At 61.1% G+C, this 21,653-nt stretch carries 20 protein-coding genes; 14 read left to right on the top strand and 6 right to left on the bottom strand.

The window, feature by feature from the left end; translation table 11 throughout:
- Position 1: 1 nt before the first annotated feature.
- The 6 genes from GSQ83_RS05805 to GSQ83_RS05780 all read left to right on the top strand — a co-directional run bounded on the left by GSQ83_RS05805 (position 2) and on the right by GSQ83_RS05780 (position 5,815).
- A complete protein-coding gene (locus GSQ83_RS05805; protein WP_158801935.1) occupies positions 2-775 on the top strand; it encodes an enoyl-CoA hydratase in 774 nt (257 codons plus the stop codon).
- A 199-nt stretch (positions 776-974) separates the two neighbouring features.
- The gene (locus GSQ83_RS05800; protein WP_254065515.1) at positions 975-1,256 is read left to right on the top strand and encodes a hypothetical protein; all 282 of its coding nucleotides are present in this window, start codon (positions 975-977) and stop codon (positions 1,254-1,256) included.
- Positions 1,257-1,401: 145 nt separating this feature from the next.
- Positions 1,402-2,634 (top strand): thiamine pyrophosphate-dependent enzyme, encoded by a 1,233-nt coding sequence (locus GSQ83_RS05795; protein WP_158801934.1) that lies wholly within the window; start codon positions 1,402-1,404, stop codon positions 2,632-2,634.
- 11 nt (positions 2,635-2,645) lie between these two features.
- On the top strand, positions 2,646-3,653 hold the full coding sequence (locus tag GSQ83_RS05790) for an alpha-ketoacid dehydrogenase subunit beta (protein ID WP_158801962.1): 1,008 nt from the start codon (positions 2,646-2,648) through the stop codon (positions 3,651-3,653).
- Entirely contained in the window at positions 3,654-4,904 is a 1,251-nt protein-coding gene (locus GSQ83_RS05785; RefSeq protein WP_158801933.1) for a dihydrolipoamide acetyltransferase family protein, read from the top strand.
- A 164-nt stretch (positions 4,905-5,068) separates the two neighbouring features.
- Positions 5,069-5,815, top strand: coding sequence for a glucose 1-dehydrogenase (locus GSQ83_RS05780; protein ID WP_158801932.1), 747 nt, complete (start codon positions 5,069-5,071; stop codon positions 5,813-5,815).
- 43 nt (positions 5,816-5,858) lie between these two features.
- Here the strand turns inward: GSQ83_RS05780 and GSQ83_RS05775 are convergent, their stop codons facing one another.
- Positions 5,859-6,722, bottom strand: coding sequence for a CmcJ/NvfI family oxidoreductase (locus tag GSQ83_RS05775; RefSeq protein WP_216849947.1), 864 nt, complete (start codon positions 6,720-6,722; stop codon positions 5,859-5,861).
- Positions 6,723-7,287: 565 nt separating this feature from the next.
- Here GSQ83_RS05775 and GSQ83_RS05770 point away from each other — a divergent pair.
- The 3 genes from GSQ83_RS05770 (at position 7,288) to GSQ83_RS05760 (ending at position 10,842) form a co-directional block, all read left to right on the top strand.
- The gene (locus GSQ83_RS05770) at positions 7,288-7,875 is read left to right on the top strand and encodes a tyrosine phosphatase family protein (RefSeq protein ID WP_158801931.1); all 588 of its coding nucleotides are present in this window, start codon (positions 7,288-7,290) and stop codon (positions 7,873-7,875) included.
- Between the two features lie 138 nt (positions 7,876-8,013).
- Positions 8,014-9,189, top strand: a complete 1,176-nt coding sequence (locus GSQ83_RS05765) for a M20 aminoacylase family protein (RefSeq protein WP_158801930.1) — start codon at positions 8,014-8,016, stop codon at positions 9,187-9,189.
- A gap of 126 nt (positions 9,190-9,315) precedes the next feature.
- Positions 9,316-10,842: a peptide transporter gene (locus tag GSQ83_RS05760; RefSeq protein ID WP_158801929.1), complete on the top strand. Its 1,527-nt coding sequence runs from the start codon at positions 9,316-9,318 to the stop codon at positions 10,840-10,842.
- Between the two features lie 31 nt (positions 10,843-10,873).
- Here GSQ83_RS05760 and GSQ83_RS05755 read toward each other — a convergent pair whose 3' ends face one another.
- Entirely contained in the window at positions 10,874-11,632 is a 759-nt protein-coding gene (locus GSQ83_RS05755) for an SDR family NAD(P)-dependent oxidoreductase (RefSeq protein ID WP_158801928.1), read from the bottom strand.
- Positions 11,633-11,975: 343 nt separating this feature from the next.
- Between GSQ83_RS05755 and GSQ83_RS05750 the strand changes: the two genes are divergently transcribed.
- Both GSQ83_RS05750 and GSQ83_RS05745 read left to right on the top strand, forming a co-directional pair.
- Entirely contained in the window at positions 11,976-12,920 is a 945-nt protein-coding gene (locus GSQ83_RS05750) for a DUF3365 domain-containing protein (protein WP_158801927.1), read from the top strand.
- Positions 12,921-12,923: 3 nt separating this feature from the next.
- Positions 12,924-14,381: a mechanosensitive ion channel family protein gene (locus tag GSQ83_RS05745; RefSeq protein WP_158801926.1), complete on the top strand. Its 1,458-nt coding sequence runs from the start codon at positions 12,924-12,926 to the stop codon at positions 14,379-14,381.
- On the opposite strand, the gene GSQ83_RS05740 is transcribed toward GSQ83_RS05745, so the two are convergent.
- From GSQ83_RS05740 to GSQ83_RS05725, 4 genes are all read right to left on the bottom strand, one after another.
- Positions 14,378-15,094: a glutathione S-transferase N-terminal domain-containing protein gene (locus GSQ83_RS05740; protein ID WP_158801925.1), complete on the bottom strand. Its 717-nt coding sequence runs from the start codon at positions 15,092-15,094 to the stop codon at positions 14,378-14,380. The genes GSQ83_RS05745 and GSQ83_RS05740 overlap by 4 nt on opposite strands.
- 61 nt (positions 15,095-15,155) lie before the next feature.
- On the bottom strand, positions 15,156-16,328 hold the full coding sequence (gene dgoD, locus GSQ83_RS05735; protein ID WP_158801924.1) for a galactonate dehydratase: 1,173 nt from the start codon (positions 16,326-16,328) through the stop codon (positions 15,156-15,158).
- A 13-nt stretch (positions 16,329-16,341) separates the two neighbouring features.
- A complete protein-coding gene (locus tag GSQ83_RS05730) occupies positions 16,342-17,235 on the bottom strand; it encodes a sugar phosphate isomerase/epimerase (RefSeq protein WP_158801923.1) in 894 nt (297 codons plus the stop codon).
- 115 nt (positions 17,236-17,350) lie between these two features.
- Complete coding sequence (locus tag GSQ83_RS05725) at positions 17,351-18,403, bottom strand: LacI family DNA-binding transcriptional regulator (RefSeq protein WP_158801922.1); 1,053 nt, start codon at positions 18,401-18,403, stop codon at positions 17,351-17,353.
- A 327-nt stretch (positions 18,404-18,730) separates the two neighbouring features.
- Between GSQ83_RS05725 and GSQ83_RS05720 the strand changes: the two genes are divergently transcribed.
- Genes GSQ83_RS05720 through GSQ83_RS05710 form a run of 3 tightly spaced genes read left to right on the top strand, consistent with a single transcriptional unit; the run spans position 18,731 to position 21,616 of the window.
- Positions 18,731-19,693 (top strand): substrate-binding domain-containing protein, encoded by a 963-nt coding sequence (locus GSQ83_RS05720; protein WP_158801921.1) that lies wholly within the window; start codon positions 18,731-18,733, stop codon positions 19,691-19,693.
- Positions 19,694-19,742: 49 nt separating this feature from the next.
- Positions 19,743-20,792, top strand: a complete 1,050-nt coding sequence (locus GSQ83_RS05715; RefSeq protein ID WP_158801920.1) for an ABC transporter permease — start codon at positions 19,743-19,745, stop codon at positions 20,790-20,792.
- 5 nt (positions 20,793-20,797) lie between these two features.
- Positions 20,798-21,616, top strand: coding sequence for an ATP-binding cassette domain-containing protein (locus GSQ83_RS05710; protein WP_158801919.1), 819 nt, complete (start codon positions 20,798-20,800; stop codon positions 21,614-21,616).
- The last annotated feature ends 37 nt before the right edge of the window (positions 21,617-21,653 follow it).

Here is a 21,653-nt window from a genome sequence, read left to right as displayed (position 1 = left end):
GATGACCTATGAAACGATCCTCGTCGAGACCATCGGCCGCGTCGCGCTCATTACGCTGAACCGCCCGAAGGCACTCAACGCGCTCAATAGCCAATTGATGAAAGAGTTGATCGCGGCGGTTTCCGCGATGGATACCGATAACGGAATCGGCTGCATTGTTCTGACTGGATCGGAGCGGGCCTTCGCGGCGGGCGCCGACATCAAGGAGATGCAGGACAAGACCTACGGGGAGATGTATGCGGGGGACTGGTTCGGCGAGTGGGAGCGTTTCGCGGCGGTTCGCAAGCCGATCATCGCTGCGGTGGCGGGCCACGCGTTGGGTGGCGGCTGCGAACTCGCCATGATGTGCGATTTCATCCTGGCTGCGGATACCGCCAAATTCGGCCAGCCGGAGATCAGGCTCGGCATCATGCCCGGCATGGGCGGCAGCCAGCGCCTCACGCGTTTTGTCGGCAAGTCGAAGGCCATGGAGATGTGCCTAACGGGCCGGGTGATGGATGCCGAGGAGGCTGAGCGCTCCGGCCTGGTCTCGCGCATTATCCCGGCCGCCGATCTGGTCGCGGAGGCGGTGAAGACGGCAGAGACGATCGCGGGCATGTCGCTGCCGGGCGTGATGATGACCAAGGAAACGATTAACCGCTCCTACGAGGTGACGCTGGCCGAGGGCCTGCGCTTCGAGCGGCGCCTGTTCCATTCGATGTTCGCGACGGCCGACCAGAAGGAGGGCATGGCGGCTTTCGTGGAAAAGCGTAAGGCGAATTTCGGCAACCGCTGACTGTCGGCCAGGACATGGGAGAATCGCGAAGCCGTGGGTTGGCGGCTGATGCGAGCTGGTACTTGATGTCGATCATGCAAGTTTGGTTCTCAGGCGCGCGAATTACGACCCCGGCTGCCTAGCCAGTCCGGCGCATGCGCGCTGAGGTTCGGCAGCCGGGCGTTTCGCCCTCGTCCGAAACCAAGTTGCAGGTTCTCCCATGTTGTTCATGCCCGAAGAGTCCGCGTGCCGAGCGGTGAGTTACGAGATGCTGGCCGATGCCGAGCCTGGGCTATTGCCTCGCGCTCTCGCCCCTTTCGCTCGGCGGAATCTCATCCCCGACCGCGTGCAGGCTTGCCGGGATGGCGAGCTTGTGAGGTTGGAGATCGCGATGGATGCGATGCCGCTGACAATGCTGCACCTGGTCGAGGGTAATTTGCGCCAGATTGTGGGCGTGCAATGCGTCGCGGTCATCTGTGCGGGGCTTAGTATCCGGCCATAAAGCTTAGGTTATGCCTTCTTGTCCTCGTCTTGAGTGAATACCCTGAGGCGTATGCCAGCGTGCGGGGCTATTCTCGCCGTAAGGCGGCGGGTCCGGCTAGTGTCTAGCTTCGTCCCAGACCGGCGTGCCGTCACGGGAACCGAAGATGAAAAACGAGCCGTTGCCGCAGCTCCACATCCCGGAACCGCTTCACCGACCCGGAGACAGGCCGGATTTCGGCTATCTCAACATTCCCGAGCCCGCTGACACGGCTTGTCCAGATCCGCTGGTGCGGCCTTCCGAAATCCGCGACTTGGCGTTCAGCCTCATTCGGGTGCTGGACGCGGATGGCATTGCTACGGGGGCGTGGAATCCGAAACTCCTGCCCGAGCTGCTGCGCCGGGCACTCGCCGCGATTTTGCTGACGCGGGCCTATGACGACCGCATGTATCGCGGACAGCGCCAGGGCAAGACGTCATTCTACATGAAATGCACGGGGGAGGAGGCGATTGCCGTCGGACAGGCGTTTGCCTTGTCGCGTGACGACATGCTTTTTCCTACTTACCGGCAACAAGGGCTATTGATCGCGCGAGACTGGTCTCTCGTCGACATGATGTGCCAAGTCTATTCCAACTCCCGCGACCGGCTGAAGGGCAGGCAGATGCCGGTCTTTTACTCAAGCAAGGAAGCCGGCTTTTTCTCGATCTCGGGCAACCTTGGCACGCAGTTCAGTCAAGCCGTCGGCTGGGCCATGGCTGCGGCTTACAAGCATGACAACCGCATCGCCGCCGCCTGGATCGGCGAGGGTGCGACGGCGGAGCCGGATTTTCACCACGCGCTGACCTTTGCCTCGATCTTCAAAGCGCCCGTCATCCTCAACGTCGTCAATAATCAATGGGCGATTTCCAGCTTTTCCGGAATCGCCGGTGCCGAGCAGACGACCTTCGCCGCGCGTGCCTTGGGATTTGGTATTCCTGCGCTCCGGGTCGATGGCAATGATCTCCTTGCGGTCTATGCGGTAACGCGTTGGGCTGCCGACCGCGCGCGCAGCAATGGCGGCCCGACGCTGATCGAATTGTTCAGCTATCGGGCGGACGCACATTCGAGCTCGGACGATCCGAGCAAATACAGGCCCAAGGGCGAGGCCGATATCTGGCCGCTCGGCGACCCGATGCTGCGGCTGAAACAGCATCTTATTCGACTGGGTGAATGGAGCGAGGCACGGCACAGCGTGGCTGAGGCGGAGGCGACTGAACGTGTACGCGCGGCGGATCGCGAGGCACAGTCTTATGGCACGCTGAGCGATGGTCCTGGTCACAGTCCCGGCACCATGTTTGAGGATGTTTTCAAAGAAATGCCATTGCACCTCAGGCGTCAGCGGCAGCAGGCGGGGTATTGATCGTGGCAGCGATGACGATGGTGCAGGCGATCAACTCCGCGCTGGATATCTGTCTTACGCGCGATCCGGATGTCGTGATCTTCGGCGAGGATGTCGGCTATTTCGGTGGCGTCTTTCGTTGCACCGAGGGGCTGCAACGCAAGCATGGCCGGACACGGACCTTCGACACGCCGATCGCGGAGGGCGGTATCCTCGCTGTGGCCGTCGGCATGGGCGCCTATGGCCTGCGGCCTGTGGTCGAGATTCAATTCGCCGATTACATTTACCCGGCCACCGATCAGCTGATTTCGGAAGCGGCGCGGCTGCGGCATCGCTCCGGTGGGGAGTTTTCAGCGCCTATCACTGTGCGCACACCATGCGGCGGCGGGATTTACGGCGGACAGACCCATAGCCAGAGCCCGGAGGCGATCTTCACCCATGTCTGCGGGATCAAGACCGTCATGCCCTCCAATCCTTATGACGCGAAAGGCCTGCTGATCAGTGCCATCGAGGATGACGACCCGGTTATCTTCTTCGAGCCCAAGCGATTGTATAACGGCCCGTTCGACGGGCATCACAATAGGCCCGTCACTTCCTGGACTAACCACCCGCTCGGCGAGGTGCCGGCCGAGTATTATCGCGTCGAGCTCGGCAAGGCCTCGACGGCGCGGCAGGGATCGACTGTCACCGTTCTGGCATACGGCACCATGGTGCATGTCGCTTTGGCTGCTGTCGAGGAAAGCGGGGTTGACGCGGAGATCCTCGATCTGCGGACGCTCGTGCCGCTCGATCTGGATGCGATCGTCGAATCCGTGCGTAAGACCGGCCGCTGCGTTATCGTCCATGAGGCGACGCTGACAGGCGGTTTCGGAGCGGAATTGGCGGCCCTGGTGCAGGAGCACTGCTTTTACTCGCTGTACGCCCCGATTCTGCGTGTTGCGGGCTGGGACACGCCGTATCCGCATGCCTTGGAGTGGAGCTATTTCCCCGGCCCGGCGCGCGTGGCCGATGCCCTTCGCCAAGTGATGGAGGCGTCCTAGATGGGCCGCTACGTTTTCAAGCTTCCCGACATCGGCGAGGGCATGGCGGAGGCCGAGATTGGCGACTGGTATGTCTCGGTTGGAAGCGTGGTGCGGGAGGATCAACCGCTCGTCGATATACTGACCGACAAGGCGACGGTTGAGATCACCTCGCCGGTAAGCGGAACGGTGTTAGCCCTCAACGGTGCGAAAGGCGACAAGCGGCCGATCGGCTCCGAACTTGTCGTACTGGAGGTCAGGGGTGCGACGGAGAACGACATCGACTCCCCTGTCCCGCCTGTGACTGCGCAAGCGCCGCCAGCGATTGAGAGTTGCGAGGAACCCAAACCCGCTCCTGTCGCAGATGCGTCAGGAGCGATCGGCCCCGGGCGCGCGGATGAGGCGCCCCAGGCATCTCCTGCTGTGCGCCGTCGTGCCCGCGAGATGGGCGTGGAGCTTCAGGTTATTGTCGGTACCGGTCCGGCCGGACGCATCACCATGGATGATCTGCAAACCCATTCGAGCAGGAGCGGCAAAGATGCGGCGGCTCCAACGACGGGGCAGCGGAATGGAACCGAGGCCATCCCGGTGACCGGGCTTCGTCGCAAAATCGCGGAACGCCTGCAGGACACCAAACGCCGCATCCCCCACTTCTCTTACATCGAAGAGATCGACGTCACGGCACTCGAAGAACTTCGGACGCTTCTCAACACGAAGCATGCCGATCGTCGCCCGAGGTTGACGCTGCTGCCCTTCCTGATCCGCGCGCTGTCCGTGGCGCTGCCCGACCATCCGCAGCTCAATGCGACCTTCGACGACACAGCCGACGTTCTGCACCGGCATCGGGCGGTTCACGCGGGTATCGCCACGCAGACGCCGAACGGCCTTGTCGTGACCGTCCTGCGGCATGCGGAGGCGCTTTCGATGTGGGAGGTGGCGGGCGAACTCACGCGGCTGACTGCCTTGGCGCGCGTCGGCAAGGCAGACAGGGCGGAACTGACAGGTTCGACGATTACGATCACCAGTCTCGGTCCGATGGGAGGTTTGGCGACGACGCCCATCATCAATCAGCCGGAGGTCGCCATCATCGGCGTGAACAAGATGATCGAGCGGCCGGTGGTTCGCGACAGGCAGATGGTGATCCGGACCATGATGAATCTCTCCTCGTCTTTCGATCATCGCGTAGTCGATGGCTGGGACGCCGCCGCCTTCATCCAGCGCGTCAAGGAACTGCTGGAATGTCCCGCGATGCTTTTCATGGACCCGTCATGACCGGCTGAGCCGAAGCGGCCATGTGCGCGGTAGGCTTGTCGATTCACATGTGACTTCGGAAAATGGATCGTCGTGGGTAGACTAAGGCCGTGCCTCGGTGCCTGATACGGTGATGCCGCACGAAGCCACTGAGCGGCAAGTGCGTTCGTCTGACAGGAGGTATCATGTCGCTTGAGGGCAAGGTTGCCATCGTCACCGGCGGTGGATCGGGCTTTGGTGAGGGCATCGTTCGAAGCTTCGTCGCTGCGGGCGCCCGCGTGATTGTGGCGGATCGCGATACCGCCAGTGCAGAGCGGGTCGCCTCGGCCGTGGGTACGCAGGCTTTTGCCGTCACGGTCGATGTGTCACGAGACGCGGACGTGGCGGTGATGGTGGCAAGCGCCTACGACAAATTCAGCGACCTGGACATCCTGGTGAATAACGCCGGCGTCGCCCACCTGCCGCAGCCGCTCGAGGGTTTGACGGAGGATTCCTTCGACCGGATTTTGGCGGTCAATGTCAAAGCCATCTACCTGGCGGCACGCCACGTCGTGCCGCGCTTCAAGGCGAAGAAGTCGGGCGTGATTCTCAACATAGCCTCGACCGCGGGAGTCAGCCCGCGCCCTAATCTGACCTGGTACAATGCCTCGAAAGGCTGGGTGATTACCGCCACGCGATCGATGGCGGTGGAACTCGCGCCCTTTGGGCTGCGGGTGAATGCGCTGAACCCGGTTGCCGGCGAGACGCCGCTGCTGAAGACCTTCCTGGGCGAGGACACGCCGGAACGACGAGCGAAATTCCTTGCCACCATCCCGCTCGGCCGTTTCTCAACGCCGCAAGATATGGGAAACGCCGCGACGTTCCTATGTTCGGATGCGGCGAGCATGATTACCGGCGTGGCGCTTGAGGTGGATGGCGGTCGCTGCATCTAGCGACCGCTTTCCATGTCACCGCGCCGGAGCCGAGACGGTTGAATTAGCCTCCGAACACCAAGGCGCGCAGCTCGATGCTCTGCCTTGGCGGCGCGGAGGCGTCCACCCGCGGATCGGCGAAGGCCGTATGCGGCGATAGGCGGACGCGGCCGTCGCGCGCGCTGTCGTAGCATTTGAGCAGCAGCACTTCGTCCGGCTGCATGCCTGACCAATAGTACCAGCGATGCGCCGGGTTGAAGGTGACCGAATAAGTCTCGCCTGTGCGCTCGGGGTAGAGGAGATCAGTCGCCACCAAATCCGGCGGCGCGAGGCTGCCGCCATCGGCTGTCGCGAGCGGATGATCGAGCACCGGTCCACGGATCGGCCGCCACAGATTCACGATGCGGACCCGGCCGGCAAGTAGGCTATCTGCTTCGTCCGGTAGATGGCGCCGCACACGCTCCACCCCGGAAAGGTCCGTCTGGTCAACATGAACGCGGGCGACCGGCTGGCGCGCGCCGGGGCTGTTTTCGCACTGGCCCGGCAGGCGCCGGCGAATGGTGTGGTCGAAGATCAGCACACGATGGGCGCCGAGGAGCTCCGCCAAAAGCGCCTCGCTTTCCGGGTAGTAGTAGTTGCGGATCGCCGCGTCGTCCTCGAAGTCACGCTCGCGGCTGCGGTGCCGAACCGCGGCGAAGCCCTGTCCATCGGTCGTGAAAGATGATTCACGGCCGCGCAAGTCCTCGATGAGGACACGATGCGCCTCGTTCTCGAAATTCTGCCGAGGCACTCCGGCGGGCGGCTCGTAATTATAGGTATGCGGCTTGTCTGGAATCGGCGAGAGGTAATTGAGGACACCCTCCACGGCGCCAGCAATCAGCGGCGCCCCCGCATCAGTGGGTTTTGTCAGAGCGTAACCGTCTGCCATGCCGGCCTCCTTTGCCTGTAGTGGAGACAGTAGGCTAGTCTTGGCGCGATTTCGAGAGCAGCACGCATTCGCGCCGTCTATGGTAGATATTCACGATTGAAGCGTGTGGAATCAGCCTCTTTGCTATGCTGGCGATAGAGCCGTCGCCTACACCATGCCAAAATGGCGCAAAGCCGCTTCGATTGCCGAGCGACGTTGGGGCGGGCAAGGATGGAAGCGCACAGGATGCATAAATCGATTGGGAGCATTGCGCTCGATCAACCCATGGTCCGATTTGACATGCGCTATCCAGCAGGTCTTCGGCACGAAACCACTCTTAATACGCACCCAGTTCTGTATTTCTCTGTAGGTCGCCATACGCGGATAACGCCTCAGCTCAAATTAAACGATTGCAGCATCGCATATATATCATTCGTCATGTAGGATTCTGTGAGTGTGCGCCAGTCCTCCTCAGAGCAATACGACATTCGCGCGGCGACGCTTGGGCAAGGTTAGACGAGAATGGGCGCGATTTGTTGTGGGCCGCCATCGACTCGTGGCCTGACAAAAAACGAACAGGAATTCCATGACGGTCTTGGATCTGCCTTTCGGAATTACAGTATGCGGGATTGACGAATTGGCCGGTCATCGTGCGACAGGCGCCAGCCACGTGCTTTCCATTCTCGATCCAGACGCGCCCATACCGGAGGCGTTTGGCACCTATGGCGAGCATGAGAAGTTGGAACTGCGCTTCCACGACGTCATCGAAGCCTCCCCGGGCCAACAACCGCCGGAGCCTGCGCATGTCGAGCGTCTTCTGACATTCGGGCGAAACCTCATGGCGGAGCCGCAGCCCACGGCGCATCTCCTGATCCACTGCCATGCCGGCATATCTCGTTCCACTGCCGCCATGGTGCTGATCCTCGCCGAGGCGATGCCCGACCAGCCGGCCGGAGCCATCGTGGCCTCTGTTCACGATATTCGCGAGAAGGCTTGGCCCAATCTCCGGATGATAGAATACGGCGACGCGATGCTGCGGCGACATGGCACTCTGGTGGCGGCCACGAACGCGCTCCATGCATTGCAGATCGGAAAGCGACCTCACATCGCGGAGCTTATGGAGCGAGGCGGCCGGGGCCGGGAGGTCGCCGCGGCTCTGCGCGTGTTAGGGTGATGGCGAGAGTGGCCGCCGTGTTGGAACGCGCTTTTGCTGTTGCGGCGAGGAGTTCGTGCCTGTAGCGCGTGGTAGGCCGCAAGCAAGGTCGCCGCAGCGCTGTATCACTAGGCCCCCACCCAGGAAGCTCCCAAATCCATGCCGATCATCAACCGTATCGCCGATTTCCATAACGACATGACCGCGTGGCGGCGCGACCTTCATGCTCACCCGGAACTTGGGTTCCAGGAGCATCGCACGAGCACTTTGGTGCAGGAGAAGCTGCAGTCGTTTGGTCTGGATGAGGTGGTCACGGGTCTCGCCCAAACTGGGGTCGTGGGGGTTATTCGCGGCCGGGGAAACAGCGACCGCGCGATCGGTTTGCGCGCTGATATGGATGCGCTGCCGATCCTGGAGGAGACGGATCTCCCCTACAAATCCCTCAACCCGGGCTTGATGCACGCTTGCGGCCATGATGGCCACACGACGATGCTGCTCGGTGCGGCTCGCTACCTCGCCGAGACGCGCAATTTCGACGGCACCGTCTACGTCATCTTCCAGCCGGCCGAGGAAGGGGGTGGCGGCGGCAACCTGATGGTGCAGGAGGGACTTTTCGAGCGCTTCCCCATGCAGCAGGTCTTCGGCCTGCATAATTGGCCGACGCTGCGGGCTGGCACCTTTGCCTGGAGAAATGGGCCAATCATGGCGGCAACCGCTCACATTGAGATCACTGTGACCGGCAAGGGCGCGCATGGCGCCAAGCCCAATGAGGGCATCGACCCAATCCTGGTCGCTGCCCATATCGTAACCGCGCTGCAATCGCTCGTCGCGCGCAATATGGAACCGACCGAGGCGGGCGTGATCACCATCGGGCATATTTCCGCCGGCAACGCTCCGAATGTGATTCCTGAGCGCGCAACTATGACGGGCACTGCCCGTTGGTTCTCTCCAGAGATCGGCGATCTTCTCGATGCTGGCGTCCATCGCGTCGCGACGGGGATCGCGGCTGGCTTCGGTGCTCGTGCGGAGGTCTCATTCCGGCGCGCCTATCCGGCGACGGTCAATGACGAAGAGGCCACGAAGATGACCCGTGCGGCTGCCGCCAGCGTTGCCGGTGAAGCGAGGGTGGAGCCTATGGCGCGGCCGACCATGGGAGCGGAGGATTTCTCGTTCATGCTGAACGCGAAGCAAGGCAGCTACATCTTGCTCGGAGGTGGGCGTGGCGCGGATGACGCTGGCGTCCACCATCCGCGCTATGATTTCAACGACGAGATCCTACCGATCGGAGCTTCATACTGGGCGACTCTGGCGGAGCAACTTTTGCACGATGCCTAGCCGAGAGGTTGGGGTGCCGGGCTTGCGATAGCGCGTTCGGCACAGCGGTCTTACGCCATGGCTAGGGACATGCGAGATTTACCGCGTTCTCCTACGGAAGGTAACGCGAGGGAGCGGAGCGAGGCGTTGCGCGCGGCGCTCACGCTGCTGCGCGCTGGTATTTTCGGTGAAGCGGCGCGCCTGGTCGAACCGCTGTATCATCGGCGAGCGGATGACCTCGAGGTCACGCTTCTCCTTGGACTGGCGGTCGGTGGCTGCGGTCATCCGGGTCTCGCGGCGGATCTTCTGGACGACGTGGCCCGGCGACGACCCGATGCGCAGCACCCCGCGCATGATCTGATCCAACTTCTGACGGTGGCAAGGCGAACGGACGCCATTGATGGCTATCTGGAAGCCGCGATGGCGCTCGCGCCGCGGGATGCGCGACTATTGTTCGCCGCCGGTAGCCGGGCGCAGGAGATTGGTGAAGGGCCGCGGGCGCAAGCACTGCTAGAGCGGGCGATTGCGCTCCAGTCTGATCTTTGGGTGGCTCATGTGGGCCTCGCGGCGGTGCTTGCTGACGCGGGGAAGATTGACGAGGCGATGGCCCGGCTACACGCGGTCGTGGCGAGTGGTGGGGGCACCGCCGCGGCTTTCGGCAATCTTGGTGTGCTGCTGGGGGTCGAGGGGCGGTTCTCGGAGGCCTTCGCCCAATTCGAGCAGGCGAGACGCCTCGCGCCGGGCCACGCGCGGATTGCGATAAACCATGGCATGGCGCTGCTAAAGGCCGGACGGCTCGCGGAAGGCTGGCCCGGCCTGAACCGAAGACTTGGGCTGGCTGACCATGCTTTGCTGCCACCGCAATCGCTTCTGCCAACCCTCGCCTCCGGCGTGCGGCTAGAGGGAGGGGTGGTGCTGGTCACGCATGACGAGGGCCTTGGCGACACCATCCAGTTCGCCCGCTACCTGCCGATGCTCGCGGCGGCCGGGGCGCGCGTGCTGCTCTGGGTGCCTAAGCCCCTGCATCGCCTGCTCGCCACGGTCGCGGGCGTGGCCGAGGTGTTCTCCGACGATCGAGCCTGGCCCGAGTTCGACTGGCATTGCCCGATCATGCGATTGGCGGAGGTCTTCGGCACGAGGCTGGAAACGATACCGGCCGATGTCCCCTATTTGCGCGCCGATCCCGAACTGGCCGCCCGATGGGCACAGCGCCTGCCATCATCCCAAGACGGCAGGCGGATTGGCCTGGTCTGGGCTGGTTCCACGCGTGATCGAGACCCGCACCTCGCGGCGATAGACCAAAGGCGCAGCATCGACCCTCGGGAGTTGGCGCCCCTGCTCGAAGTACATGGCCTGCGTTGGGTCAGCTTGCAGATGGAACGCTCAGCATCCGGTTTTGGCATCTGTGATCCGATGGGCGAGGTGGAGGATTTCGCTGATACGGCGGCGATCATCGCCTCGCTCGAAGCGGTGGTCAGTGTCGACACTTCCGTTGCTCATTTGGCGGGCGCGATGGGCGTGCCGGTTCACTTGCTCGATCGCTACGACAATTGCTGGCGCTGGTTGAGCGGGAGAGAAGACAGCCCCTGGTATCCGACATTGCGCATCTATCGCCAGCCTGCCTGGGGCGACTGGTCGACACCCATTCGCCGCGTCGCCGCCGCGCTCTCCTGAGGCGGCGACTAAGCGGCTCGTCAGAGCCGCGCTACCTGGCTGAATAGCCGCCATCCACCATCAGCATCTGACCGGTAATGAATGAGGCTTTCGAACTCAGAAGAAAAATGATGGCATCAGCGATTTCGTGCGGTTCGGCCCATCGGCCCATCGGATGGGCCGCCTTGATCTCTGCCATGCCGGCAGCCGGATCCGGAAGCCCATCAAGGTATCTTTGAAGGAATGGCGTGTTAATCGACCCGGGACCCACGGCATTGACGCGAATCCCATTGCCCGCATAGTCCACCGCCATCTGGCGGACCAATTGCAGCAGCGCACCTTTGCTTGCGCAGTAAGCGGCCTGAGCTGGTAAGCCGAGCACGCCCGAGATGGACCCAGTGGCAACGATGCAGCCGGCGCCACGCACTAGCATTTCCGGCAGAACGCGTTTCGACATCAAGAAGAATGATTTTGAATTCGCATCAAGAACGCTATCCCACTCCTTTTCCGTGGTTTCGTGCACTTGCTTGGAAATGATATATCCAGCGTTGCTGACGAGCGCGTCTACGCCGCCGAACTTCTCCTCCGCAAACCGGTAGATCCTCTCGACATCCGTCGCCTTAGTCACGTCGCCTTCGATCGTGATGATGTCACCGCCGGGATTGTCATCCACGAGCTTGGCAACCGAACTCGTGATATCCGTCGCGCAGATGCGCGCGCCTTCCGCGACAAGGCCCTTGACTACAGCTCGTCCGACACCTCCGGCGCTTCCAGTCACAACGACACGAGTGCCCGTTAAGGACGTTCCCATAATTCGCATTCCTCTCAGTTGAATCATCCGGCCGCTCGGCTTGGCGGCCTTCAGAAAAGCAAGTTTTGCACTGCTATAGTAGTCTGCTGTATGACTCTTGAGCAAGATTTGGCGATGCCCTGCGACTCATTCGGGATGTGATTCCTTCTTCTAGGGTTCCATCCAGGGCCGCTCTCATGCTGCTTGACGAGAATGGGCATCCCGGTCGCCAGCTCGCTGGCTTGGCGATCGTGCTTGACCTCTGACGCTGAGGAGAAGGACTCCATGGCCATCGGAAGTTCATGTAATTCGGCGAGGCCACTGCTGGACCCTGCCGAACGCACGCGAAACGGGGAGCGCTAGCATGGCGCTCGGCCCCTCGCTCGACAAACTGGGCACGAGCGCCCTCATCCGCCGGATACTCCTGGCGATCCTGATTGTCTCGCTCACGATCGGGGCCGGGGGGGTCTATGAAATCCTGCGAAACCGGGCGCTCGAAACGGCCTCGAATGACGCCCGGCTGCTACTGACGAGCGCTGTCGCCGTAACCTCGTTCACGGATGATGAGGTCTTTCATCTGATGAACCAGCTTCCGCCCGATAAATTCTACAAGCAGCTGGTGCCGTTCTATGCCGCGAACGCCGTATTCCACCGGCTGCGAGAGACTTATCCGAATTACATCTATCGAGAGCCTGCCCTTAACCCGACCAATCCAAATGACCGCCCAACACCACACGAAGTGGAGCTCACCGAGCGATTCCAAGACAATCCGGCGCTGAAAGAAATCGAAGGCATTCGCCGAGAGCAGGGTAAGGACTTCTTCTATCTTGCTCAGCCGATCAAGGTGAATCATCAGCAATGCCTGGTCTGCCATTCGACTCCCGACCGTGCCCCCGCGGCGATGGTGGCTGAATACGGCCCGTCCAATGGTTTCGGTTGGGCGATGAACGACACCGTTGGAATTTTGGAGCTCAGCGTTCCGATTACCGATGAATTGCGTGGCACCGCCGAACTCGCGGCGACGCTCGCCGCCGGTTTGCTGCTCGTCTTTCTGATCACCTACATTGCCCTGACCACGGCTCTTGAGACCGCCTTGGTGACGCCGCTGCAAAGGCTGGCCGACGCGGCTGACGCGGCCAGCCGAACGACGAATGAGCACGTTACCCTGCCCAATTCCGGCACTCGCGAACTCAGGCAGTTGAGTAGCGCCATCGGGCGGCTCAACCTCAGTCTCCGAAAGTCGCTACGCCAGCTTTCCGGTGGAGCACCGCCGCCGCCCGAAACTCCCCCCGACAAAAAGGAGGATTAGGCGATGTCACGCTTGCGGGCGCTTGCCGTTCTGGTCGCGCTATGCGTGGCCCTTTGGTGGTACCAGGGCATTGCGCAGCAATTCGCGCTGTTTGGCGGAACGCTCGCCTTCATGCTGAATGTCGCTGCCTCCCTGGTAACGGCGGTGATCTGTGTCGTTCTCGCTGCTGAAGCGGTAATCGGTATCGGAATCGCAACTCTGCTCGCGGCACAGCCGACCGGGTTTGAGCGTGCCGGAATCTATGCGCTTTTGGGCATTGCAGGCCTTGCCGCGGTTCTGGCCCATTTCGGGGTCGATATCACGACGGTACTCGCGACGTCTGCCGTGCTGACGGCGATCATCGGGCTGGCACTGCAATCGACCCTCGGCGGCCTGATCGCCGGATTCACACTCCATGCAGACCGCGTGCTGAGAATCGGCGACGGCGTCATCCAGAACGGCGAGGCCATCATCGTGACCGCGATCGGCTGGCGTTCCGTGACTGCAAGAAAGACCGATGGTTCGCTCGTCGTGATGTCGAGTTCGCGCATTTTGGACGGCACTATCGAAATGGTAGCGCGCGGGGCACCGCTGCGCGTGGAAGTCACCGTCGTCGCGCCGATTACCGTCGAGCCGCAACGAATCAGCGCTCTGGTCGGGACGATCGTGACGGACCTCACCATGGTGGCGGTCGGCCTGCCGGTTCTGGTGGCGCCGGCAGTCTTCAAACCTGAAGTCGCGCAGGCGCATTATCGCGTGCGGTATTGGATTCGTTCCTTCGAGGATCGCGTCGAGGTGGAGGAGCAGGTTCTCGGTCGGCTCTGGTACGCCTTCCAACGTGAAGGTATCGAGTGGCCGGTGCCGATAATTCCTTCGACCGACACTCGGTATTTGGCTTGGGGATTTGCACCGCAGTCGCGAAAGGAAGAGCTTTCGCGTCTGTTGCGTGAGACGGAGGAGCATCTGTCCGCCGCGACCGGCGGCGGCCTGACAGCGGAGACTGCGTTAGAGATCGGGACTCTGCTGCTGTACGCGGCGGGGGAGCGCATCGTTGTACCGAACCGGCTGGAAGGCTGCCGCTGTATCCTACTTCAGGGCGCGGTGCGTGAGATAAGCTTCGAACTGTCCAGCACCACAGACCATGCTGAATTCGCCTTGGCCGAGACGGGTCAAGCATCGCGCAGGATGGCGCTACAGCATCTCACATCACGGCTTGCTGGCATCATCGGCCCCTATGCCGAATTTGCGGTGGAACGAGCCGCGAGCCGCGAGGCGGATTTAGACCGGATCGGCGATATTATCTCGCAAGAGATTGCCGATCCGACGGCGCGCCGAGTCTTTGTTTCCCAGATCGCACCGCAACGGAACGGTGGGCACGGTCCAGGCTTCTCATTCGCTCTACGCCGCGGCGCAACCGGGGCTCTGCAGCCCGATCCACTCTTGCGAGCAACCGGAGCTGTCGCGATTTTGGCCGTCCCTTAGGCGCCGACGTCCGGGCGTTTTGGAATCTCCAACCCACGCTGGACTGCTGGCCGCGAAAGACCGCGCTCGAGCCAAACTGGGACGTATTTCAGGGTATCGAAATTGACGAGATCGCCCGCGCCGTAAAACCCGATCAGGTTGCGCACCCAGCCGAGCAAGGAGATGTCGGCGATCGTGTAGTCGTCGCCCATGATCCACTTTCGATCGTTGAGGCGGGTTTCAAGAACCCCGAGCAGGCGTTTTGATTCGTTTTGATAGCGCTCGAGCGGCCGTTTATCGGCGATCTCGCGCCCTGCGAATTTGTGGAAATAGCCAAGTTGGCCGAACATCGGGCCGACCGCCGCCATTTGGAAGAACACCCATTGGATGGTCTCGTAGCGCAGAGCCGCATCGGTCGGAAGAAACAGGCCGGTTTTCTCAGCAAGGTACAGCAGGATGGCGCCCGATTCGAACAGGCCGAAGGGTACCCCGTCCGGCCCCTCCGGATCGATGATTGCCGGAATCTTGCCATTCGGGTTGAGCGAGAGAAACTCCGGGCTGAATGACTCGTTCTTGCTGATATCGATAAAATGAGGCTCGTAAGTCAGGCCCATTTCTTCCAGCGCGATCGAGGCCTTCACGCCGTTTGGCGTCGGCACGGAATAAAGTTGAATTCGATCCGGATGCACGGCAGGCCAGCGGGCGGCAATCGGGAAAGCCGAAAAATTCGTCATCTATTTTTCCCCTTGGAACACGGCAGAAATGGCCTTTGGAGCAACAGTGTGTTGAAGTGAACTACCAATCGACGATCGTGCCATCGTCAAGGACGGCATTGCGGGTGTGAAATACCTCGGGCTGGAAGGGATGTTTGGCGCATTCCGCTTCGTTGACCTCGACACCCAGGCCGGGTGCCGTCGGAATTTGCCAGAAGCCGTCAACCATGCGGATTGGTCCCTGGACGACGTCGAAATACCAGGGCACCGCGCCGACCATCTCTTCCTGGATGACATGGTTGGGCGTGGACACGGCGAAATGCAACGCCGCGACGCCTGCGATCGGTCCCAGCGGATTGTGCGGCGCCACGCCGACGGAAACCGCTTCCGCCATGCCCGCAATTTTCTTGGCCTCAAGGAGACCACCGCAATGGCAGATGTCCGGCTGAATGATATCGACCGCCCATGTTGCCAAAAGGTCATGGAACTCGGCGCGATCCACCAGACGTTCGCCGGCCGCCAAGGGAACCTTGGTGCGACTGGCGACCACCCTTAGGGCGCCGGTTTCCCCTGGCGGCACCGGCTCCTCGACAAACATGGGACGGCCGGGCTCCAGCGCGTCGATATAGGCAAGGGCCGCCGCGGCGCTGGCGGGCCGGCCGTGGAAATCAACCATGACTTCGATGTCCGGGCCAACCGCCTTGCGAAGTGCCTCCATCATGCGCGCCACTTTGTCCACTTCTGGAAGTGGTGCGTGATAGTGGGTGTAGGGAATGAACACGGCCTTGAAGGCCCGGTAACCCCGCTCGACAACCTCATGCGCGCGCTCGACCAGTGGCGCCGCGTCTAGAGTTTCGTAGACCGCGCGCATGTCCCCAAGTCCGAGATGGGTATAGACGCGGACCTTGTCGCGAACCTTGCCACCAAGCAGGCGCCAAACCGGCACGCCCAGATGTTTGCCGAAAATGTCCCATAGCGCCATCTCGATCCCGGAGACCGCACTCATCCCAATCACGCCGAGGCGCCAGAAGCTGTGCTTCTTTAGGACTCGCACGGCTTGTTCGATATCACGCGGATCACGTCCGATCAGCAGCGGCGCCAGATCCTCAATTGCGCCAACGACCGAGCGGGTTTTCCATTCAAGCGTCGCCTCGCCCCAGCCGAAAAGTCCTGGCTCATCGGTCTCGACCTTTACGAAGACCCAGTTTCGCATTTCGGCATTGACGATGCGCGTGCCGATGGACGTGATCTTCACGTAACGTCTCCGACTATACGAGACGGCTGCGGGTGGCTTGTTTCTCGGCTTCCTGCGCGGCTTTGAGTTGAGCTTCCGTATATTGCTTGGCATGCGAGGCAAGATCGAATCCGTCCTCCCAGAGGTTGCGCCAGATACCCAAGATGCCCTCGAGCGGCTGGCCGACCACGCGGGATGAGAAAGACTCGAAGGTGATCGGCCCCTGGTAATTGGCTTTGACGAGTGCCCGAAAAACGCCGGCGAGGTCGATCGAGCCCGAACCCATATAGCCACGGTGTGAATCTCCCGTGTGGAAATAGCCGAGATAATCACCGGTCTCTATAATGGCAGAGCGGATATCGGATTCCTCTATGTTCATATGATAGACATCAAGATGCACCTTGACGTTCGGTGCCCCGATGCGCTTGCACATTTCGACCGCCTGGGATGCCGTGTTGAGCACATTGGATTCATAGCGGTTCACGACTTCCAAGCCGAGCGTGATACTGCTTTTCGCGGCCATTTCGGCGACTCGCTGTAGCACTTCCACCGACCGGGCCACGCCCTCGGCGGTGGTCGGAACGGCATATTTCTGGAAAGCGGAGTGCAGGATGCCGCAGACATGGGTGGCGCCGATGTCGCGGGCCATGGCAACCGCTTGCTCCAGGCGCAACTGACCGCGCTTGGTCTTATCCGGGTCATTGCTCGAGATATCGCTTTCCGCATCCAGCCCCAATGAAGACGTGGCCCCGATCCCGGCCTGCTCGAGCTGCTTACGCGTAAATGCGACATCGATCGCCTCTGGATCAAGGGCCACTATCTCGATCAGATCATAACCGACCTCAGCCGAGCGCGCGACCGCACGGGCGCATTCGTCACGGCTCCAACCCTTTTCCCACACCAACGCGTGGACACCGAGTTTGTTCATTGAACTTTCCTCCGATTGTTTACGTGGCGACGACGGCTTCTGGCGCCGGCCCGGCGGCTGTCCTATCGACAGCTATCCACCATCCTCGGGCCGCGAGTCAAAGCCAGAGGGCCCCTCAATTGCAGTTATATTTCGTGAAGACGCAGACCTCCGTCGGCGATATCACGGGCACGGATTCCTGCCGGAGGTAAGTGGTGATCGCATCCACGCTCAACGCTACCTCACGAGCAAGATCATGACCGATGACAAGATCAAGCACGGAGGATTCGAGGAGCATGCGCGAATTGGCGTTGAGCTCGTGGGCGATAAAGACCACTTCGTCCTGCAGCCCAGCCTCGCGCAGCGCGCGGGCGACGCCAACATTGCCGGCAGCCACGTTGTAAATGCCGGCTGGTGCACCGAACTCGCGGATATAATCTCGCACATTGACGTATGATTGCTCGTGGGTGTCGTGCGAGCTGACCCGCTCCTCTACTTCGAGCTGCGGAAACTCCGAGCGAAGAACGCGGCGAAACCCTAGCTCACGTTCCTCTTGGCAACGGAAGGGTGCGCTGACGACGAGGAGCAACTTGCCTGGCCGGAGGCACAGCAGTCTTGCCATCAGGTAGGCGGCCGTTGCCCCTGCGCTGGTCTGGTCGCTCCCGACATAGGCGAGGCGATTCGATGTGGGTAAATCCGTCGTGACGCAGACCACCGGAATTCCACGCGCCATGACGGCGCGCACCGCGCGACTGATCGCCAGCCCATCGGGAACCGCGAGTACGAGGCCATCAACATGTTCCGCGAGTCTCTCGATGAGGCCCGCAAGTTCCGGCGCCTCGATTGATCCTGTTTCCACACCCGTGAAGCTGCAAGCGACTTCGGGATGCGCCGCACCGTAGCTCGTCATGGCGTCTTCTAGCGATCTATTGAAACTGGCCCCTGCCTCGCTCAGGAAGGCGATCTTGGTCTGGATGGCGTCGGCGACCTCCACGGGGCGACCGTTCAACCGCGCGAGCGCATCATGAACCTTGAGGCGCGTCGCTTCCCGGACGCCGCCGCGATTATTCAGCACGCGGTCGACCGTCGCCGTTCCCAGCCCCGTCGCCTGTGCGAGTTCGCGAATGGTGGGGGCTCGCCAGGTTTTTCCGGGCGGGGAAGCGGCCGTGATGATGGGGCTGTATGGCACTCTCTAAACCTATGATGCGTTTTCCATCATGTCAAACCCCAATCTGGGCAGTTTGCCTATGGATGATCTTGCCCCGGGCGCGGTGCGTAACTTCGTGATCATATCCTGCGGGGAGATTTAAATCAGAATTTGATTTACATGATGTGAATGATGTGTCCTTATGCCCTGCCAATCGCCCAATCAAGAAAACCAGATGAGGGGAGCCAGTAGATCATTCAAACTTTTTGCGCCAGTTGAACTCTGCGGGATTTCATTCTGCAAGAAGATCTGATGTTTATGCGTTCCGCCGCGAAGTATAATGCGGGGCGGAAGGGGAAGGAAAATAGAATGACTAACACCAACAAGAAAACGGTCTGCGCCGTCGCGGCCGGTGCAGCGCTTGCCGTTGCCGGCCTGTTCAGCCCAGCCACAAGTTCGGCGGCCACCGCGCCGCATTTCAGCTTCGCCATGATCACCCATGGCCAGCCGGGCGACACTTTCTGGGACATTATCCGCAAGGGAGCCCAGGCCGCCGCGGTGAAGGATAATGTGAAGCTGATCTACCTCGCCAATCCGACCGCGTCGGGCGAGGCGCAGTTAGTGAACAACGTGCTGCAGCAGCATGTTGACGGCATAGCGCTGACCCTTGCCTTCCCCGACACCTTGTCGCCGATGGTCAAGAAGGCTGAAGAAGCCAATGTTCCGGTTATTGGCTTCAATGCCGGCGGGGACAATTGGAAGCAGGCGGGTCTCATGTCCTATGTCGGGCAGGATGAGACGGTTGCTGGTGAAGCGGTGGGCGAGAAGCTCAACGCCGAAGGCGTCAAAAGCGCAATCTGCGTCGATCAGCAGCAGGGCGCGGTCCAGCTCGAAGAGCGCTGCGATGGCATCAAGAAGTCCTTCAAGGGCAACCTCGTCGTTCTTTATGTCGCTGGCTATGACATGGCGACTGCCCAGTCCCGTATCGTTGCGAAGCTTCAGCAGGATCCGACCGTCGGCTATGTCGTAACGCTCGGCGCGCCTTTCGCACCGACCGCACTCACCGCCGTTACTATGGCCAACAGCAAGGCAAAGGTGGGGACTTTCGATCTTACGCCTATCGCCGTGAAGCTCATCCAGGAAGGCAAGCTGCAATGGGCGGTTGATCAGCAGCCTTTCGTTGAAGGCTACGAGGCCATCGATCTGCTGTGGCTCTACAAGATCAATGGCGATGTCGTCGGCGGCGGCGGCCCTATCCTGACCGGTCCGGCCTTTGTCGATAAGACTAATGTTGATGAAGTCGCGAAGTTCGCCAAGCAAGGAACGCGCTGAGTAGACTCAGTGGAGTGACATCGGCGGCACAAGCCGTAGGGGAGGAAACGTGACCACAGTCACACAAGGAATCGAACCTCGTCTTGTGCGCCGCCAGGTGGCGCATCAGGCATTGTGGAAGAAAGTGCTCAAGCGGCCGGAAGTCGGCGCGCTGGGCGGCGTCATTCTCGTCTTCATCTTCTTCTATGTCATGGCGCCGCCGTTCCGGCAGTTGGCCGCTTTCACGACGATTCTTTATCAGTCCGCAACGCTGGGAATTCCGGCGGTGGCGGTAGCACTCCTCATGATCGGTGGGGAGTTCGACCTGAGCGCCGGAGTTGCGGTCACCGCTTCGTCCCTTGCCGCCGCGATTTTCGCGACCGAGGTCTTCGGCAATGTATGGATTGGCGTTCTGGCGGCTTTGGTGCTGTCGCTGGGGATCGGCGCGCTCAACGGCTATCTGCTGGTGAAGACGAAACTCCACAGCTTTCTGGTGACGCTGTCGACTTTCCTGATGCTCCAAGGCCTCAACATCGCTATCACCAAGCTTCTGACCGGAAATGTCGCGACTGACGACATATCCGGCATGACCGGATTCAATTCAGCGCACGCGGTCTTCGCTTCGAGCCTGACCATCGGCGGAGTGACCATCAGCATCGCCATTGTCTATTGGATTATCTTCGCACTTCTCGGCACCTGGGTTCTGTTGCGCACCAAGGTCGGCAACTGGATCTTCGCGGTGGGCGGGCAGGGCGACAGTGCACGCGCCGTGGGTATTCCGGTGAAAAAGGTCAAGATCGGCCTGTTCATGCTGGTTGGCCTTTCAGTGTGGTTCACCGGCATGCACATGCTCTTCGCCTACGACACGGTGCAATCGGGTGCTGGTATCGGCAATGAACTTCTCTACATCGCCTCGGCGGTGGTCGGGGGCTGTCTATTGACGGGCGGCTATGGCTCGGCGATTGGCTCAGCCCTGGGCGCCTTTATTTTCGGCATGACGACGGAAGGCGTGATCTATGCCGATTGGGACCCGGACTGGTTTATGTTCTTCGTCGGCGCGATGCTACTTCTGGCGACGGTCTTCAATGGCTGGTTGCGTACCCGAGCAAGCTCGAGGTGAATGATATGTCGAAGAATGATTCAGCGCCCATCGTTCAGCTCAGCAATGTTGGCAAGAGCTATGGAAATTTCAGTGCTTTGAAGGACGTCAGCATATCCGTTCGGCAAGGCGAGGTGACCTGCATTCTCGGTGACAACGGAGCGGGTAAATCGACGCTCATCAGTATTATCGCCGGGCTGCATGGCCACGACGAAGGCGTCTATGCCGTCGACGGGAACCCCGTTCACTTCAGCTCGCCGCGCCAGGCTCTGGATCTCGGGATCTCCGCCGTATACCAGACCTTGGCGATGGTTCCGCTCATGTCGATCTGGCGGAACTTCTTCCTTGGTTCGGAGATGACCACCGGCACTTGGCCATTCCGACGCCTCGATGTCGCCGGGATGTGGGACAAGACGGATGTCGAGTTGCGCCAGATGGGCATCAACGTGTCCGATCTGGAGCAGCCCGTCGGTACCCTCTCCGGTGGCCAGCGACAGGTGGTCGCGATCGCCCGCGCCATCCATTTCGGCGCTCGGGTTTTGATCCTCGATGAACCAACGGCGGCGCTTGGCGTGACACAATCGGGCATCGTGTTGCGCTACATCGCTCAGGCGGCCAGAGAGCAGGGGATCGGGGTTATTTTCATCACCCACAACCCGCATCACGCCTACATGGTCGGCGACCACTTCATGGTTCTCGCGCGTGGTGAAGTCGAGCTTGATGCGCCCCGTTCGGAACTTAGCCTGGACGATCTCATGTTCCATATGGCGGGGGGCGCTGGGCTCAATGCGCTGCAGCACGAGCTGCATCGCGGGGAAACTCCGGCCCCGACACCCGTGAACTAACGCGGGTTGGTCTGGCGAGGGCAACTCTCTCGCCAGA

The organism is Acidisoma sp. L85 (assembly GCF_009765865.1).
Taxonomy (GTDB): domain Bacteria; phylum Pseudomonadota; class Alphaproteobacteria; order Acetobacterales; family Acetobacteraceae; genus Acidisoma.
This window is presented reverse-complemented; position numbering and strand designations above follow the sequence as displayed.